Below are 17,603 nucleotides of genomic sequence, written 5' to 3'. Positions count from 1 at the left end.
CCTGTCTCAGAGCGCGGAGGGGCGGGCGGCGTCAGCCTCCGCTTGCGAGGTGGGCGCCGTGAACGGCAGGAGCGAGGGCTGCGACAGACCATGCCCCCGGAACGGAGTCCGCGTGCGGAGCTTCTCGGGCAGTTCGGCTGCAGCCAGCGGGCCACCGAAGGCGAGCTTGGAATCTTCCACGGTGCAGAAGGTCTCCACGAAGGTCGGCAGGCCCCCGAAGACCGTCGCCTGACGGCCGGGCCCGTCGTCGTCCATGGGACGGACGTTGAGCGTTCCGGCCAGACCTGCCCCGCCCCGCGCGTCGATGGAGGCCATTTCGTTCATGCACATCCGCCCAGGCTCCACGCACATGTTGAGGATGAGGCGATAGAGATCGGCATCGACAGCCTGGTAATGCGTGGCGGGATTGTTCTCGCTGGGCTTGACCAGTTCGAGATAGGTCGCACGGTCGAGGGACTGGCCGCTCTCGCGCACCTGCTGGACCCATTCATCGTAACCCGCCTCGTCAAGCCCTTGGAAGGCGAAGCGCATGTGGGAAAAGCCGTGGCCGCTGTAATTGGCCGAGAAGCCCTCATACTCACCCGCCTGGTTGATGACGGCGTTGAGCTGCGTCTGCATCCCGGGCATCGCATAGATCATGCCCGACAGGGCCGGAATGTAGAAGGCGTTCATGACCGAGGTGGCCGTGATCTTGAACCGGATCGGGCGGTCCACCGGCGCGGCGAGTTCGTTCACCGTGGCGATTCCCTCCTCCGGGTAGATGAACAGCCATTTCCAGTCCATCGCCACGACCTGTACCTCGAGCGGCCGGTGATCGGCGGCAAGCGGCCTGTCCTTGTCCAGCCGGTCGAGCGGCCGGTAGGGATCGAGCAGGTGCGTGCCGACCCATGTCAGCGCACCGAGGCAGATGATGATGAGCAGCGGCGCCGCCCAGATGACGAGTTCGAGCTGGGTCGAGTGATCCCAGTCGGGCTTGTATTCCGCTTTCCGATTCGATTCGCGGTACTTCCACGCAAAGAAGATCACCAGCGCCATCACCGGAATGATGATGAGCAGCATGAGCAGCGTGGAGATAACGAGCAGATCCCGTTGCCGCATCGCAATATCGCCGGCCGGCGACAGAACCACCGGCTTGCAGGCCGCGAGGAGGAGCGGAAAGAGGATAAGGGGGACGAGGCGCGCTGTTTTCACGGGCTTTCCCATCATCTGGCAAGGAAACTAGGGGGTAATCCGGCGGGGCCGGAAGATCGGGCGTTGGATTAAAGGCTCTGCCGCAGATGTGACATTGGACAATTTGCCCAATGCCGCAGGTGCAGCCGTCGGCTCTATAGAGACGCCGCCCCGTGCCAGTGGCGCGGAGTGCGCTATCATGCACAACTTATATCAGATGCAGGAAGAGGCGAGGTCCAGCATGAGCAGCACCGCAGCCACGGGAACGCCGGAGACGACGGCGGAACGCGACGCCCGCGCCATCCACAGGGATGGTGACCACGATGTCTCGCCCAATGAGATCGCCATCGGCGTCATCATCGGCCGGATGTCGGAGTTCTTCGACTTCTTCGTCTACTCCATCGCCTCCGTACTCGTCTTTCCGTCGGTGTTCTTTTCGTTCGCTGATCCGTTGACGGGCACATTGCTGTCTTTCGCGGTCTTCGCGCTGGCCTTTGTCGCGCGTCCCATCGGCACGATCATCTTCATTCAGATCGACCGCGCCTGGGGACGGGGAGCAAAGCTCACGCTTGCGCTGTTCCTGCTTGGTACGGCGACCGTCTGCATCCCGCTGATTCCCGGTTATGCTACGATCGGCTACTGGTCGATCCTGTTCCTTGCCGCCTTCCGCTTCCTGCAGGGGATCGCGCTCGGCGGGGCATGGGACGGGCTGTCCTCCCTGCTCGCCATGAACGCACCGCCCGGCAAGCGGGGCTGGTACGCGATGCTGCCGCAGCTTGGCGCACCGCTCGGGCTGATCGTTGCCTCCGCGCTCTTCGCCTATCTGGTGCTCAGCCTGTCCACCGAGGATTTCCTGAGCTGGGGCTGGCGCTATCCGTTCTTCGTCGCCTTCGCGATCAACGTCGTGGCCCTGTTCGCGCGCCTGCGCATCGTGGTGACGCCGGAATACGAGCGTCTGTTCGAAAGCCGCGACCTGCAGCCTGCGCCTGTCGGCAATACGCTGAGCGCGGAAGGCCCGCGAATCGTTCTGGGTGTCTTCACCCCGCTGGCAAGCTTTGCGCTCTTCCACATGATGACGGTGTTCCCGCTCTCCTACGTTTTCCTCTATACCCAGGAACCGCCGGCGGACTTCCTCATCATTCAGGTGATCGCGGCTGTGGTGGGCGTGGGTGCCGTGCTGCTGTCGGGTGTGCTCTCGGACAGGATCGGCCGGGGCAACCTGCTCGCCCTCGCCGCCATCGGGATAGCCGTGTTCAGCGTCGTGGCGCCGGCCTTCCTTGGCGGAGCGGAGACCGGGGAATTGATCTACATGATCGTCGGCTTCGCGCTGCTTGGCCTGTCCTTCGGTCAGTCTTCCGGCGCAACCGCCGCGCGGTTCGATCCGACCTATCGCTACACCGCCTCTGCGCTTACCTCGGACCTCGCCTGGCTCTTCGGTGCCGGCTTCGCGCCGCTGGTCGCGCTGGCGCTGGTGCATTGGTTCGGCCTGTGGTCGGCGGGGGCCTATCTGCTGTCCGGGGCGATCTGCACGCTGGTCGCGCTCCGCGCGAACCGTCAGCTCGAATTCAAAAGCTGAGAATCACGCCTGCCGAAACGAAAAGGGCCGCTCCGGAAGCGGCCCTTATTGATTCCGGCCCCGGGCGGGAGGATCAGTCCTTCTGCGCCGCCGCCTCGCCCTGCGCCCGCGTCTGAGACAGCGTCGCACCGGCGGAGAGCGCCTCCGGGTCCAGCACGAGTTCGATCATCGCAGGCTTCCCGGAGGCCACGGCGCGGTCAAAGGCGGCGGCGAAATCCTCCGTCCGCTCCACACGCTCGCCATGCCCGCCATAGGCCCGCGCCAGCGCCGCGAAGTCCGGGGAAGCGAGCCGCGTTCCGCTGACCCGCCCCGGATAGGTCCGTTCCTGATGCATGCGGATCGTGCCATACTGGCCGTTGTTGGCGACGATGGTGATCGGGGTCGCGCCGTGCTGCATGGCGGTGGAGAACTCGTTCAGCGTCATCTGAATGTCGCCGTCTCCCGCCACGCAGACCACCGTCCGGCCCGGATGTTCGAGCGAGGCGGAAATCGCCGCCGGGAAGCCATAGCCCATGCTGCCCGAGGTCGGCGCCAGCTCGGTAGGGAAGCCGCGATAGCGGTAATAGCGGTGCAGGAAGGCTGCGAAGTTGCCGGCACCGTTGGTCAGGATCGCATCGTCCGGGAGCGTTTCCGCCAGCCAGCCGATCACCTGCTCCATCTTCACGGCGCCGGGGGTCTCCTTCGGCTGGGTCCAGGCCTCGAAATCCGCGCGGAGCGCCTTCATCCAGCCCTGCCGCTGAGGGTTCGGCGCTGCATTCTGGCGGGCGAGAGCGGCGATCATCGCAGGCGCAGGCGCAACGACCGCGACATCCGGCCGCCAGACATGACCGAGCTCGTCAGGATCAGGGTGGATATGGACGATGCGGGTTCCCGGCGCTGCCGGATCGAGCAGCGTGTAACCATTGGTGGCCGTATCGCCCAGCCGGGAGCCGAGGACGATCAGCAGGTCCGCCTCGCCCAGACGCGCGCCGAGCTTCGGGTTCATGCCGACGCCGAGATAGCCCGCGTAATGCGAATGGCGGTTGTCGAGCCTGTCCTGCCGCCGGAAGGAGGTGGTGACGGGCAGGTCCTGCGCCTCCGCGAACCGGGCGAGATCCGCCGCCGCCTGCTCCGACCATTGCGACCCGCCGACGACGAGCAGCGGGCGCTCCGCCCCCTCCAGCGCCGCCATCACGGCGACCACATCCGCCTCGGCGACAGTGGATGCGCGCGGTTCGGCAGGAGGCAGATCGGGCACGTCGGCATGGTCGGCCAACACATCCTCCGGCAATGCCAGCACCACCGGGCCGGGCCTGCCGGAAACGGCGAGCCGGAAGGCGCGCGAGACATATTCCGGGATCCGCGCCGTCTGGTCGATCTCGGAGGCCCATTTCGCCAGAGGGCCGAAGACCGCGCGATAGTCGATCTCCTGAAACGCCTCCCGGTCCCGGTCGCTGCGGGCGATCTGACCGACGAAAAGGATGAGGGGGGTCGAATCCTGCCGGGCCACATGCACGCCGGCGGAAGCATTGGTCGCCCCCGGTCCGCGCGTCACGAAACAGACGCCCGGCTCGCCGGTAAGCTTGGCATGGGCCTCCGCCATCATGGCCGCGCCACCTTCGTGTCGGCAAACGACATTCTCGATCCCGCTGTCGTAAAGCCCGTCGAGGACAGCCAGAAAGCTCTCCCCCGGAACGGAGAAGACGCGCGTCACCCCCCGCGCCTTCAGTTGGTCCACAAGGATCTGTCCGCCGTGCCGCATGGGTGCTCCCTTCCATTCGGGCCGCACAGTGCGACAGCGGAGGCGAGGGGGCAAGTGTTGGAAATGTCTCCCGGCGACGGAAGGGGAGAGCCGGCGATGCCGGGCTTGCCCTGATCCGCATGGGGAAGCTGGCGCGGATCCCGGGGCCGCACCCATCCGCCCCGGGATCCCTCAAGGCGCGCGCGCAGCGGCGGCAAGGGCGGCGACATCGACCATGCGCCACGGCTACTCAGGGCGCCAGGCGCCTTACAGGTTGGCCTCGACCCGGAAGCCCTCGGGGATGCCCTCCCCCCGCCCCTCCAGCACGAGGTCCGCCATGACCTCGGCCACCTTCGGCGCGATACCGAAGCCGATCTTGAAGCCGCCGTTGGCGATGAAATGATCCGCCCGCCCCGGCCAGGGTCCGAGCATGGGGGATCGGCTCCGGGCACGCGGCCTTACGCCCGCCCAGCGCCGCACCACCGGTGCCCCCTCCAGAGCGGGGCAAAGCCCGACGGCCCGCGCATGCAGCTCCGCCAACGCGCCGTCCACCCGGTCGGGCTGATCGAACTCCCGCTCGGAGGTAGAGCCGACGGCCACCGTGCCATCGGCGTGGGGCACGATATGAACGCCTTCGGTGAATACCTGCGGGCGCTCCGCTGCCGGAAGCGCGAGGGTCAGCGCCTGCCCCTTCACTCCGCCGCCTACCTTTCGGTCCAGCGCCAGGGACAGTGCCGCCAGACCGGTCCAGCCTGTGGCCCACACCACGTGGCCATAGGGCGCACCCTCCCGTCGCACCTCGCCCCCGCCGGCGATGATCGCATGGGCCAGCGCCTCACAGGCCGCGGCGGGCAGGATGCGGGCGGTGAGCGTATCCTCCACCACCTCTGTCACACCGGGGGGGAGCCAGTCGCCCTCCCCTTCCGACACAGGGCGCACGCGCCACGTCGCCGCCCCTGCCCAGAGCGCGTCAGCTGTTGCTTCGCGCGTGCGGGCCAACGCAGCAGCCTCCGCGGTCATGAGCGGCTGAACACGCCCCGTGCGTCCGTAACCGGGATCGCGACCGGAGGCCCTCGCCACGCCCGACCACCACGTCTCCGCCATCAGCAGGCTTTCGAGCTGAAACTGCTTCTTGTCGTTCCACGTCTCCGGCACATGCGGGGCAAGCGCGCCCACTACACCGCCCGATGCACCGGCCCCCACACCTGCGGGGTCGATCACCCGTACCTTGGCCCCGCGCTGCTGACAGGCCCAGGCGATGGAAAGACCGAACACGCCCGCGCCGTAGACCGTCACATCCGTCATGCCCTGCTCTCCCGCTTGTGTATCCTGTTCCTCTGTTCTAGCCGCGGAACAGACCTGAGGACCATGCCATGCCAGACACTCCTTCCGATACGGCCCAGATCGACTGGCGCGACGGCGGTGTGCCGGTCGCCCGCCGATTTGACGATCCCTATTTCTCGCTGGGTGACGGGTTGGCGGAGACGCGGCACGTTTTCCTTGGCGGCAACGAACTGCCCGCACGGTTTCACGACGGCTTCCACATCGCGGAGCTGGGCTTCGGCACCGGGCTGAACCTGATCGCGACCGTTCTGGCATGGCAGGAGGCGGGCGTTCCCGGCCGCTTTCGCTTCACCAGTTTCGAGGCCTTCCCCATGAGCGCGGATGACATGGCCCGCGCGCTCTCCGCTTTCCCGGAAACCGCGGGCATGGAAGAGCCGCTGCTGTCCGCATGGTCGGAGGGGAGGCGGCGCTTCACGCTCGGCCCGGCGGAGGTGGAGGTCGTGGAGGGCGATGCCCGCGAAACCCTGCCCCTCTGGGCGGGGCGGGCGGATGCGTGGTTTCTCGACGGCTTCTCCCCCGCCAAGAACCCTGAGCTGTGGCATGAGACGCTGATGGCCGCGGTCGCCGACCACACGTGTCCAGGCGGCACCTTTGCCACCTATACCGCCGCCGGACATGTGCGGCGGGCCTTGCAGGCGGCGGGATTTGCGGTAGAGCGCAGAGAGGGATACGGACGCAAACGGCACATGACCGCCGGTCGTCTGCTCACACCCTGAAGCGGACGCTGACAGGCCATGGCACAACAGAACACCCGTCTCGGCATCGTGCTGATGATCTGCACGACCTTCGTCTTTGCGGTGCAGGACGGGATCTCCCGCCATCTCGCGGGCGAATACAACGTGCTGATGGTGACGATGATCCGATACTGGTTCTTCGCCGCCTTCTGCGTGGCGCTCGCATCGCGGATGCCGGGCGGCCTGCGCCGGGCGCTCCGGCCCGCCTATCCGAAGCTTCAGATCCTGCGCGGTGTGCTCCTCGCCTTCGAGATCTGCGTGATGGTGCTGGCCTTCACCCTGCTGGGGCTGGTGGAGACACATGCGATCTTCACCGCCTACCCCCTCATCGTCGCGGCGCTTTCCGGCCCGATCCTGGGGGAGAAGGTCGGCTGGCGCCGCTGGGCCGCAATCGGTGTGGGCTTCCTTGGGGTGCTGGTGATTTTGCGGCCCGGACATCACGTCTTTTCAGCCGTGGCGCTTGTCCCGTTCATCTCCGCGACCTCCTTTGCGATCTATGGGCTGCTGACCCGTTACGTCAGCCAGAAGGACAGCGCGGGCGTCAGCTTCTTCTGGACGGGGACGGTGGGCGCCGTGGTGATGACGGCGGTGGGCCTGCCGAACTGGGAACCGATGATCGCGACGGACTGGGGCTGGATGCTGCTCCTGTGCTGTGTGGGCGTACTCTCCCACTACATGCTGATCCGCTGCTACGAAGTGGCGGAGGCGAGCGCGGTGCAGCCCTTCGCCTATTTCCAGCTTCCCTTCGTCGCGGTGATCGGCCTGACGATCTTCGGCGAGACGCTGGCACTGAACGTGGTGATCGGTGCGGCAATCGTGGTCGGCGCTGGCCTGTTCACCCTCTGGCGGGAACGGCAGGTGGCAGCGCGGGCCGCCGCCGCCGCACGGGCGGAGGCCGCAATCACCTCACCCTGAGCGGGCCGGCCCGGGGTGCTGGATCGCGTGCAGGCCTGCGCCGGCTCGCGGGGCATCGCGAGTTGTCGCCGGGCTCAACCCACAGACATCGCCGCAGGGATACCGGCAATGCCACGCCGCCTGCCCCGGCTCTGGCTTTGAATGAAGCCGCCGCCGGACGCCCGGACACGGCGGGGCAGATCGCTGTCCGGGCGGGTGCGGGTGAGCGTCGGGACCGAAAGCCTCGGCTGTGGTCATGCCGGCCGTCCTGAGGGCGGATGGCAGGCCGTGCAAGCTGCAAGCCGGGCACATCGTTCTGCGCGTTGAAACGCTGCTCTAGCGCGACTTCAGATCCGCCGTGGGGCGCAGTTCCACCGTCTTGCCGGCAAGCCGCGCGCGGTAGATGGGAAGCGCCTCCGCCACGCGCATCACGTAGTTCCTGGTTTCGGTAAGGGGGATGCTCTCGATCCAGTCCACCACGTCCACCTCGCGGGAGCGAGGATCGCCATAGGTCGCGATCCACTCCCTGACCCGCCCCGGCCCGGCGTTGTAGCCTGCCGCCAGAAGCGCCACGGAGCCGCCGAATTCCTCCTTCAGATGCGCGAGATAGGCGGCGCCCATCCGGGCGTTGTAGGTCCAGTCGCTGGTCAGCTTCTGTGGCGCGAATGCCACGCCCAGCTTGCGCGACATCTGCTCGGCGGTGCCGGGCATGACCTGCATCAGCCCCCGCGCGCCCGCCGACGAGACGACGCCCGCGTCAAACTCGCTCTCCCGCCGCGCGATGGACAGCGCCAGCGCCCGCTCCACCGGCAGGTCGAGCCGGGCGAGCTCCATCGTCGGGAAATAGGCGCGCGGCAGGACGATGGAGCGGGAGGCCGCCTCCTTCGCGACCAGAAGCGCGATATTCGGCTCCCCCTTCGCCAGCGCCGCCTCCCCCAACTGCGCCAGTCCGGTCGCATCGAGCGAACCGGCAAGCGCGATGTAGAACCGCTTCGCCTGATCCCGGGCTCCTGCCGCCTGCAGAAGCCCCGCCGCCTGAAAGCGCGAATCGCGGGTGAAGGGCGCGCTGCGCCAGTCGGGCACCTTGGCCGTTCCTGCCAGATCGGTCTTCATGGGTTGGCCGATCCGCTCCGCCGCGAGCTGGCCATAGAAGCCGGTCTGAAACTCGGCGGCCAGGGCATAGGCCGCTCCGGCGGCCTTGCGGTCGCCCGCGGCTTCCGCCGCACGCCCCTCCCAATAGGCCGCACGCCCGAGGCTGATGGGGGAGTTCACCGCAGTCCGCACATTGCGGAAATGCGCCATCGCCTGTCTGGGATTGTTCAGCCGCTGCAACGCGATATAGCCCGCGAGCCATTCGAGATCGGCATAATCCGCGCCCTTGCTCAGCCCGTGCTGCGACGCCAGACGGTAGGCCAGCTTGGTATCGCCGAGCCGCATCTCCCGCCGCGCCAGCAGCGCCCGCCGCTCCGCCCAGATCTCCGGCCTGCCGAGGGAGGCGGGGCTGCGGTCCAGCCCGTCGAGATACAGCGCCGCTTCCTCATAGCGGCTCTTGCGCATCCGCCAGGCGAACCGCTCCCAGGCAAGACCGGGGTCGGACTGCGCCCTGTCGGGCACCGCGTTGATGAAACCGTCCACGCCCGGCAGATCGCGACGCAGGGCGATCCGCGCGCGCGCCAGCGCCTGCCAGCTTCCGTTGACCAGCGGCAGCATCCGCTCCGCATCGGTAAACCGTTCGCGCCAGAGCATGTTGTCCAGCCGCTCGACATGATGCTTTGCCAGCAGCGCGGGCCAGGCGGAGATCAGCGCGGCCTGTTCGCTCTCCGTGAGCGGCAGTTCCCGCCAGGCGCGGGTGACGACCGCTGCCGCCTTGTCCGGCTGTCCCTTGGCCTTCAGGGCCGCGCCGAGCGCCAGCGCTCCCTGCCCGGTCAGCGGGCGCTGCGCCCCGAAGAAGCCGATCACACGGTCCGGGTCGGCACCCGGCGGTATCGCCGCTTCCCCCCGTCGCCGCACCAGGTCGATCCCCGGCCAGTCGCCGTGCCGTGCCACGAAGGCGGTATAGGCACCGAAGCTCCCCTCCCCCTGCCGGAGCCGCAGCCATTCGATGATATCGGCCGCGACCGGCCCCCCCGTCCGGGCAGAGGCCTGCGCCGAGTCCCAGTCCTGCCGGCCGGCGGCCTCCAGCGCGGCGGCAAGACGGTTCGCCGGGCGCTGCTCCGCCGCGGCCTGGGCAAAGGGCGCGGCGAACGATGCCAGCAGAAAGGCCGCTGCAAAGGCGGGGACGAGACGGGACATGTGACGGAACCTGCTTCTTAATTTTACCGGGAGTGTAACGATGCGCGAGGCGTCCTCCAACTCACAATAGGGCCAGTTGGCAACCGCTTCCGCGATGATTAAAAGGCGCCCGAAGGAACCGGGCTGGAAGCCCAAGGAGGTGCACGATGTTCAAGGGGTCTCTTCCAGCTCTGGTCACGCCGTTCAAGGACGGAAAGCTCGATCTCGCCACGCTCGAGAGCCTGGTCGAATGGCATATCGCGGAGGGGTCGAGCGGCCTCGTTCCCGTAGGCACCACCGGTGAAAGCCCGACGCTCACGCATGAAGAGCATGGCCGCGTCATCGAGGAGGTCGTGCGCATCGCGCGGGGCCGCGTGCCGGTGATCGCGGGCGCAGGCTCCAACGCGACGGCGGAGGGCATTGACCTGATCCGCCATGCCGAAGCCGCAGGCGCCTCTGCGGCGCTCGTTGTGACGCCCTATTACAACAAGCCCACGCAAGCCGGGATGGTCGCGCATTTCACCGCGATGCACGACGCCTCCTCCCTGCCGATCATCATCTACAACATCCCCGGACGCTCCGTGGTGGACATGATGCCGGAAACGATGGGAGAGCTTGCAAAGCTGCCGCGGATCGTGGGCGTGAAGGATGCCACCGGCAAGATCGAACGGGTCTCGCTCCAGCGGCAGTTCTGCGGGCCGGACTTCATCCAGCTTTCGGGCGAGGATGCGACGGCGCTCGGCTTCAACGCTCATGGCGGCGTCGGCTGCATCTCCGTTACGGCCAATGTCGCGCCCCGGCTGTGCGCCGAGTTTCAGGCGGCGACCCTCGCAGGCGATTACGCCAAGGCGCTGGACTATCAGGACAGGCTGATGCCGCTGCACACCGCGATCTTCCTTGAACCCGGTGTGGCTGGGGCGAAATACGGCCTGTCGCTGCTCGGGCGCTGCGCGGAGGAGGTGCGGCTGCCGCTCACTCCGCTCAGTGACAAGACCAAGGCCGCGATCCGCGCCGCGATGGAGCATGCGGAGCTGTTCTGACGCCCCGCGCGAGGCGCATTTTCATCAGGCCATCGGGGGACGGCGCCCCCGATGTGCGCCAAGTGAGTGGACAGGGCGGTTCCTCTCCCCTATCTGACGGCGATCATGGCCCAGAAATCCGATCCCAACTCCAAGCTCATTGCCGAGAACCGCCGCGCGCGGTTCGACTATTTCATCGAGAGCGACCTCGAAGCAGGTATCATCCTGACCGGGTCGGAGGTGAAATCCCTCCGCCGCGGCCAGTCCAATATCGCGGAAAGCTATGCGAATGTGGAGCAGGGGGAGCTGTGGCTCATCAACTCCTACATCGCAGCGTACAAGGAAGCGGGTATCTTCGGCCATGAGGAGCGGCGGCGGCGCAAGCTGCTCGTCTCCCGGCGGGAGCTGTCGCGGCTCTGGAACGCTACCGCGCGAGAGGGCATGACCGTGGTTCCCCTGTCGATGTATTTCAATGACCGTGGCATCGTGAAGCTGAAGATCGGCATCGCCAAGGGCAAGAAAGTCGCCGACAAGCGCGAGACCGAGGCCAAGCGCGACTGGAACCGGCAGAAGCAGCGCCTGCTCCGGGATCGGGGTTGAGTACGGCGCGCACTCGCAGGTGTGGTTACCGTTTTCGGCCGATCCCCGCTGGCTGCCTCCAACGCGCTTCGGTCTGATCCGCAAACGAACAGCGCTCAAAGCTGCCATGAAAGCGACATCCGGGGATGCGCTGCGGACCCAATCCGGCCTGCGATGGCCTTGCAGGAGGCGTCTTGACGCTCTTGCCTGTCCGGCGCCGCGGCGTCATAACGCGCTGCACAGAGGGAGAGCGCGATGCCGGACGATCCGAAAACCCTTGTTTCAACCGATTGGGTCGCGGCCCGGCTGGATGATCCGGCGCTGAAGCTGCTCGACGCCTCGTGGTATATGCCTGCCGACAAGCGCGACCCCGGGGCCGAGTTCGAGGCCGCCCACCTTCCCGGTGCCCGTTTCTTTGATATCGACGCGGTGAGCGATCCGGCCAGCCCCCTGCCCCATATGGTGCCACCTACGGAGGACTTCGCCGCGGCACTGGCCGACCTGGGCATCCGTGATGGCGATCAGGTCGTGGTCTATGACGGTGCGGGCCTGTTTTCGGCGGCACGGGTCTGGTGGCTGTTCCGCCATATGGGGTTCGACCGGATCGCGGTGATGGACGGTGGCCTGCCGAAGTGGCGGGCGGAGGGGCGGCCCGTTGAAAGCGGCCCTGCAGCAGTGGGGGGCGGGAACTTTCAGCCGCATATTCGACCGGACCTCGTCCGCAGCGCGGCCGAGGTTCTGGCAAGCATCGGGAGCGGCGCACCGAACATCGCCGATGCCCGGGCAGGCGAGCGCTTCCGCGGCGAGGTTCCCGAGCCGCGCGCGGGTCTGCGCTCCGGCCACATTCCCGGCGCGCGGAATGTGCCCTTCAAGACGGTGCTGAACGCAGACGGCACCCTGAAGGACAATGAGGCTCTGCGCATGGCCTTCACCACTGCCGGCATAGACCTCGACGCGCCCGTCATCACCAGCTGCGGCTCCGGGGTGACGGCGGCGGTGCTGAGCCTCGCGCTCGAACGCATCGGCAATCAGGGCCACGCCCTCTACGATGGCTCATGGACCGAATGGGGCGGGAGAGAAGACCTCCCCGTCGAGAAAGGATGAATCCCGTGCTTTCGAATCTGAAACCGCAGCCTGCCGACAAGATCCTGCACATCACGCAGCTTTTCCGCGCCGATCCCCGGGCGGAGAAGGTGGACCTTGGCGTCGGTGTCTACAAGGACGCGACGGGCCATACGCCCGTCATGCGCGCCGTCCGCGCGGCGGAGAAGCGGCTGGCGGAGACACAGCCGACCAAGGCCTATACCGCTCTGGCCGGCGATCCGGCCTATCTGCTGGCAATGGCCAAACTCGTGCTGGGCAGGGATCGCCCGCTCGACCGGATTGCGGCGGCGGCAACCCCCGGCGGCACGGGCGCGCTGCACCAGGCGCTGGAGCTCGCCCGCGCGGCGACACCGGGCGCGACGCTGTGGATACCCGAGCCGACCTGGCCCAACCATCCGTCGATCGCGCGCCATCTGGGTATCGCCCATCGGGGATATCGCTACTTCGACACCGAAACCGGCGAGGTGGACGAGGCGGGACTGCTGGCCGATCTCGCGGGTGTGGCGGAGGGCGATATCGTCCTGCTGCACGGTTGCTGTCACAACCCGACGGGCGCCAATCCGACTGCCGCGCTGTGGGACCGCATTGCCGATCTGCTCCTCGAGCGGAAGGCCGTCGCGCTGGTCGATATCGCCTATCAGGGCTTCGGCGACGGGATCGAGGAGGACGCGGCGGCGACGCGGCTTCTGGTGTCCCGCCTGCCGGAAGTTCTCATAGCGGCGAGCTGCTCCAAGAACTTCGGCCTTTATCGCGATCGGGCGGGCATCGTGTTCGCTGTGGCGGCGGACAGCGCGGCGCGCGATCTGGCGCAGGACAATCTCGCGGCGCTGAACCGGGTGAACTACTCCTTTGCCCCGGATCATGGCGCACGGATCGTGACGATGATCCTTGAGGACAAAGACCTCCGCGCCGACTGGGAAGCGGAGCTTCGCGACGTGCGGGACGGGATGCTTGCCCTGCGGGAGCAGCTTGCAGCCGCGTTGCGGACAGCGACCAACTCCGACCGGTTCGATTTCGTCGCCCGTCACCGTGGCATGTTCTCCCGCCTCGGGCTGACGCAGGCGGAAGTGCTGCGGCTGAGGGCGGAATTCGCCATCTACATGGTGGACGACAGCCGCTTCAACGTGGCCGGGCTGAATGCCGAAAGCGTGCCCCGGCTGGCATCCGCGGTTGCGGAAGTGCTGCGCGAGGCAACGGTGGCCTGATCGGTCTGCTGCTCAGGCTGTCCTGAGCAGCTTCCGTCCGCGGCGGGCGCTGGCAAAATCCTCCAGCGCCTGACCGAAGGCCTCGAACAGCGGGCGGGAGACAGGGTCGTTCGCGGCATTCCATTCGGGGTGCCATTGAACCGACAGGGTGAACCCGGGCGCGTCCTTGACATAAATCGCTTCCGGCGTGCCGTCCGGGGCGTAACCATCGATGACGATACGCGCGCCGGCGCGATTGATACCCTGGCCATGCAGGGTATTGGTCATCACCTCATCCGTGCCCATCAGCCGGTTGAACACGCCACCTTTTGTGAACTTCACGATATGCCGGAGGGCGAACTTCTCCTCCAGCGTGCCATCGGGGGGCATACGGTGGTTCATACGGCCCGGAAGGTCTCTGATCTCCGGAAACAGCGAACCGCCCATGGCAACGTTCACTTCCTGAAAACCCCGGCAGATACCAAGGAAGGGCTGGCCACGCTCCACGCAGGCCCGCACAAGCGGCAGCGTGATCGCGTCCCGCTCCCGCTCGAAGCTGCCATGGGCTTCCGTCGCTTCCTCGCCATATTCGGAAGGGTGCACGTTGGGGCGCCCGCCGGTCAGAAGGAAGCCATCACATGCCTCCATCAAATCCTCGACGGACACGAGTCGCGGATCGGCCGGTATCACGAGCGGAACACCCTGCGAGACCAGCGCGACGGCCTCACTGTTGATGACGCCGCCCGCGTGGCCGCGGTAACGGCCCTCGATATCCAGATAATTGCCGATGATTCCCACAACCGGGCGTGACATGACTTTTCCCCGCTTTTGCGACCAATGTATGAACTCCGGTCGCAAAAAAGAAGCGGTCATCGTCTGCTCAGACACCACATACCGCTCAACTGCTGAAATGAAAGGCAGTTGTTACGCGCTTAATTCTGGGGCTGCGGCTGTGTGGGCGTGGCAGGCTGCGTAACGGTGCCGGCTGGTCCGGACTGTCCGGGCGTTCCGGTCTGGCCGGACGTCGGCGCGCCGGGCGTTACCGTACCCTGAGTCGCGGGGGCTGTCTGATCCTGCACCGGCGCTCCCGTCCGACCGTCGATCTGGACATCTGCACCATCGGGGCCGGGAGCGTTGGCGGTATCGCGTGCAAGCCAGAAGAAGATGATACCCACCGCGAATATAACGACCAGCATCATTCCGATCAGCGGGCCACGATGGCGGCGGGTCTGCTTCTCGATATTCGTGTTCGGTGCGGACATGGGTTTCTCCTGCCGTGGCGTCGCTGAACATGAGGTCCGGCTGACGGGTTGCACGCCTCTCCTTGACTGTCCTAACGTTCCTGCTCTGGGGGAGGTTCCCCCGCGCATGCGGAGAGACAGATGAAAGACATCGCGCCGACGCCGATCTTGCTGAGCGATTACCTGCCCCCCGCGTGGCTTGTAACCCATGTAGAGATCACGTTCCGCCTTTCACCGCATGCCACCCGCGTCGTCTCGCGAATCGCATTCAGGCCGAACCCGGCCCGGGACGGTCACCACGACCTCCGTCTGGATGGCGAGAACCTGTCTCTGATCGCTGCGCGGATCGACGGGGTGTTGCTTGAGGTCACGCCCGATGACAGCGGGTTGACGATTCCGCCGGCACAGATCCCACCGGCGCCGTTTCTGTGGGAATCGGAAGTGGAAATCGCGCCGGCAGTCAACACCGCCCTCGAAGGGCTTTACATGTCAAACGGCATGTATTGCACGCAATGCGAGGCAGAGGGCTTCCGCAAGATCACCTTCTATCCCGACCGTCCCGATGTGATGGCGACCTTCCGTGTGCGGATCGAATCGGACATGCCGGTGATGCTGTCGAACGGAAATCCCGTCGCGTCCGGGCCGGGCTGGGCGGAATGGGACGATCCCTGGGCCAAGCCCTCCTACCTCTTTGCCCTCGTCGCGGGGCAGCTGGTCGCACACCGCGGCAGTTTCACGACGCGTTCGGGACGGAGGATCGACCTGGCAATATGGGTCCGGCCGGGGGATGAGGATCGCTGCGCCTATGCGATGGATGCGCTCAAACGCTCAATGGCCTGGGATGAGCGGGTCTATGGCCGGGAATACGATCTGGACGTTTTCAACATCGTCGCGGTCGATGACTTCAACATGGGCGCGATGGAGAACAAGGGGCTGAACATCTTCAACAGCCGCTATGTGCTGGCCAGCCCGGAAACCGCGACGGACACGGATTACGAAAACATAGAGCGCATCATCGCGCATGAGTATTTCCACAACTGGACCGGCAACCGCATCACATGCCGCGACTGGTTCCAGCTCTGCCTGAAAGAGGGTCTGACGGTCTTTCGCGATCAGCAGTTCTGCCGGGACGAACGATCCGAACCGGTGAAGCGGATCGAGGAGGTGATGACCCTGCGCGCCCGTCAGTTCCGGGAGGACAACGGCCCGCTGGCGCACCCGGTCCGTCCCGAAAGCTACGTGGAGATCAACAATTTCTACACCGCCACCGTCTATGAAAAAGGCGCGGAACTGATCGGGATGCTGCGGCGGCTGGTCGGAGAGGAGGGCTATCGCAAGGCCCTCGACCTCTATTTCGACCGGCTGGACGGGCATGCCGCGACGATTGAGGACTGGCTTTCGGTCTTTGCCGAAGCGACGGGGCGGGATCTGACGCAGTTCAAGCGCTGGTATTCTGATGCGGGCACCCCCCGGCTGACGGTGAGCGAAAGCCATGAGGGCGAGCGCTACACCCTGACCTTCGCCCAGCAGACACCGCCGACTCCCGGTCAGCCCGGCAAACCGCCGCGCGTCATTCCGGTGGCTCTTGGCCTCCTGAACCCGAACGGGGATGAGGTGCTGCCCACCACGGTGCTGGAGATGACGGAGGCGGAGCAGAGCTTCACCTTCGAGAACATGCCCACGCGCCCCATCCCATCCCTTCTCCGCGGTTTCTCAGCCCCGGTGATTCTGGAGCGGGAAACGTCAAGCGAGGAGCGTGCCTTCCTGCTGGCGCATGATACCGATCCGTTCAACCGCTGGGAGGCAGGCCGCGCGCTGGCCAAGGATGTTCTGGCCCGTATGGTGACGGAGAGCGCGACGCCCGGGCCCGACTACCTCACGGCGCTGGATCGTGTGGCGCGGGATGAGGCCCTTGATCCGGCGTTCCGCGCGCTGGCCCTTCGCCTGCCTTCGCAGGACGACATGGCACAGACGCTCCATGATGCGGGTGTGACCCCTGATCCGGCTCGCATCCATGCTGCCACGCAGAAATTGACACTCGTGGTGGCCGAAGCTCTCTCCCCCAGCCTGTCACGGCTTTACGAGGCGATGGATGTGCCCGGCCCCTATACGCCCGATGCCCGGACCGCGGGCTGCCGGGCGCTCCGGCTGACGGCGCTCGGTTTCCTCACGCGGCTTGACGATGGACATCGCGCCGCGCGGCAGTTCGCGGCGGCCGACAACATGACGGAGCAGCTCGGCGCCCTCGCCGCCCTGCTGGATATAGGCCGCGGACAGGAGGAAGTGGGCCGGTTCCAGCGGCAATGGGCTCGGGACAGGCTGGTCATGGACAAGTGGTTCAGCCTCCAAATTGCCCATGCCGCTCCCGAGCGGGCCGTGGAACTGGCGCGGGATCTCGCCTCTCGCGATGATTTCGATTGGAAGGTGCCCAATCGCTTCCGGGCAGTGGTAGGCGCGCTTTCGGGGAATCATGCCGCCTTCCACCGGGCGGATGGCGCGGGCTACCGCTTTGTGGCGGACTGGCTGCTGAAGGTGGATCCGCTCAACCCGCAACTGGCCGCGCGCATGTCCACGGCATTCGAGACCTGGCGCCGCTATGATGCGGATCGGCAGGGCCTTGCCCTTGGCGAGATGAAACGGATGATGGCGCAGGATCTTTCGCGGGACATGCGGGAGATGCTGGACCGGATGGCCGAATGAGATCGGCCCGGCCGCACGTGCCGGGCATATCTCACAAAGCGGAAGATCGGCGCCCCGAACCCGTGCC

At 66.5% G+C, this 17,603-nt stretch carries 14 protein-coding genes; 8 read left to right on the top strand and 6 right to left on the bottom strand.

The features are described 5' to 3' along the window. Nucleotides 1–6: 6 nt before the first annotated feature. On the bottom strand, nucleotides 7–1,191 hold the full coding sequence (gene cyoA / locus CN97_RS05505; RefSeq protein WP_242685214.1) for a ubiquinol oxidase subunit II: 1,185 nt from the start codon (nucleotides 1,189–1,191) through the stop codon (nucleotides 7–9). Nucleotides 1,192–1,411: 220 nt separating this feature from the next. On the opposite strand from cyoA, the gene CN97_RS05500 reads away from it, so the two are divergent. After that, on the top strand, nucleotides 1,412–2,746 hold the full coding sequence (locus CN97_RS05500) for an MFS transporter (RefSeq protein ID WP_035708161.1): 1,335 nt from the start codon (nucleotides 1,412–1,414) through the stop codon (nucleotides 2,744–2,746). 73 nt (nucleotides 2,747–2,819) lie between these two features. On the opposite strand, the gene CN97_RS05495 is transcribed toward CN97_RS05500, so the two are convergent. Both CN97_RS05495 and CN97_RS05490 read right to left on the bottom strand, forming a co-directional pair. Next, entirely contained in the window at nucleotides 2,820–4,487 is a 1,668-nt protein-coding gene (locus tag CN97_RS05495) for a thiamine pyrophosphate-binding protein (protein WP_035708158.1), read from the bottom strand. Nucleotides 4,488–4,733: 246 nt separating this feature from the next. Beyond that, complete coding sequence (locus CN97_RS05490; RefSeq protein ID WP_035708155.1) at nucleotides 4,734–5,771, bottom strand: NAD(P)/FAD-dependent oxidoreductase; 1,038 nt, start codon at nucleotides 5,769–5,771, stop codon at nucleotides 4,734–4,736. A 68-nt stretch (nucleotides 5,772–5,839) separates the two neighbouring features. Between CN97_RS05490 and mnmD the strand changes: the two genes are divergently transcribed. Both mnmD and CN97_RS05480 read left to right on the top strand, forming a co-directional pair. Then, nucleotides 5,840–6,526, top strand: coding sequence for a tRNA (5-methylaminomethyl-2-thiouridine)(34)-methyltransferase MnmD (mnmD, locus tag CN97_RS05485; RefSeq protein ID WP_035708152.1), 687 nt, complete (start codon nucleotides 5,840–5,842; stop codon nucleotides 6,524–6,526). A gap of 18 nt (nucleotides 6,527–6,544) precedes the next feature. After that, the gene (locus CN97_RS05480) at nucleotides 6,545–7,459 is read left to right on the top strand and encodes a DMT family transporter (RefSeq protein ID WP_051910978.1); all 915 of its coding nucleotides are present in this window, start codon (nucleotides 6,545–6,547) and stop codon (nucleotides 7,457–7,459) included. A gap of 315 nt (nucleotides 7,460–7,774) precedes the next feature. Here CN97_RS05480 and CN97_RS05475 read toward each other — a convergent pair whose 3' ends face one another. Further along, the gene (locus tag CN97_RS05475) at nucleotides 7,775–9,730 is read right to left on the bottom strand and encodes a lytic transglycosylase domain-containing protein (protein ID WP_035708151.1); all 1,956 of its coding nucleotides are present in this window, start codon (nucleotides 9,728–9,730) and stop codon (nucleotides 7,775–7,777) included. Nucleotides 9,731–9,876: 146 nt separating this feature from the next. On the opposite strand from CN97_RS05475, the gene dapA reads away from it, so the two are divergent. From dapA to CN97_RS05455, 4 genes are all read left to right on the top strand, one after another. Beyond that, on the top strand, nucleotides 9,877–10,749 hold the full coding sequence (gene dapA / locus CN97_RS05470) for a 4-hydroxy-tetrahydrodipicolinate synthase (RefSeq protein ID WP_035708148.1): 873 nt from the start codon (nucleotides 9,877–9,879) through the stop codon (nucleotides 10,747–10,749). Between the two features lie 105 nt (nucleotides 10,750–10,854). Further along, nucleotides 10,855–11,328, top strand: coding sequence for an SsrA-binding protein SmpB (gene smpB / locus CN97_RS05465; protein ID WP_035708467.1), 474 nt, complete (start codon nucleotides 10,855–10,857; stop codon nucleotides 11,326–11,328). Nucleotides 11,329–11,562: 234 nt separating this feature from the next. Continuing rightward, a complete protein-coding gene (sseA, locus tag CN97_RS05460) occupies nucleotides 11,563–12,411 on the top strand; it encodes a 3-mercaptopyruvate sulfurtransferase (RefSeq protein ID WP_035708145.1) in 849 nt (282 codons plus the stop codon). Nucleotides 12,412–12,416: 5 nt separating this feature from the next. Continuing rightward, nucleotides 12,417–13,616 carry an amino acid aminotransferase gene (locus CN97_RS05455; RefSeq protein ID WP_035708464.1) on the top strand — a complete coding sequence of 400 codons (1,200 nt, stop codon included), beginning with the start codon at nucleotides 12,417–12,419 and terminating at the stop codon, nucleotides 13,614–13,616. Between the two features lie 12 nt (nucleotides 13,617–13,628). Here the strand turns inward: CN97_RS05455 and CN97_RS05450 are convergent, their stop codons facing one another. Then, on the bottom strand, nucleotides 13,629–14,408 hold the full coding sequence (locus CN97_RS05450) for a gamma-glutamyl-gamma-aminobutyrate hydrolase family protein (protein ID WP_035708141.1): 780 nt from the start codon (nucleotides 14,406–14,408) through the stop codon (nucleotides 13,629–13,631). Between the two features lie 119 nt (nucleotides 14,409–14,527). Beyond that, a complete protein-coding gene (locus tag CN97_RS21085; protein ID WP_035708138.1) occupies nucleotides 14,528–14,857 on the bottom strand; it encodes a hypothetical protein in 330 nt (109 codons plus the stop codon). Nucleotides 14,858–14,977: 120 nt separating this feature from the next. Here CN97_RS21085 and pepN point away from each other — a divergent pair, with 120 nt between their 5' ends. After that, complete coding sequence (gene pepN, locus CN97_RS05440) at nucleotides 14,978–17,536, top strand: aminopeptidase N (protein ID WP_035708135.1); 2,559 nt, start codon at nucleotides 14,978–14,980, stop codon at nucleotides 17,534–17,536. Nucleotides 17,537–17,603 lie beyond the last annotated feature (67 nt).

The sequence above is a fragment of the Haematobacter massiliensis genome, assembly GCF_000740795.1.
In the GTDB taxonomy this organism is placed as follows: Bacteria; Pseudomonadota; Alphaproteobacteria; order Rhodobacterales; family Rhodobacteraceae; genus Haematobacter; species Haematobacter massiliensis.
This window is presented reverse-complemented; position numbering and strand designations above follow the sequence as displayed.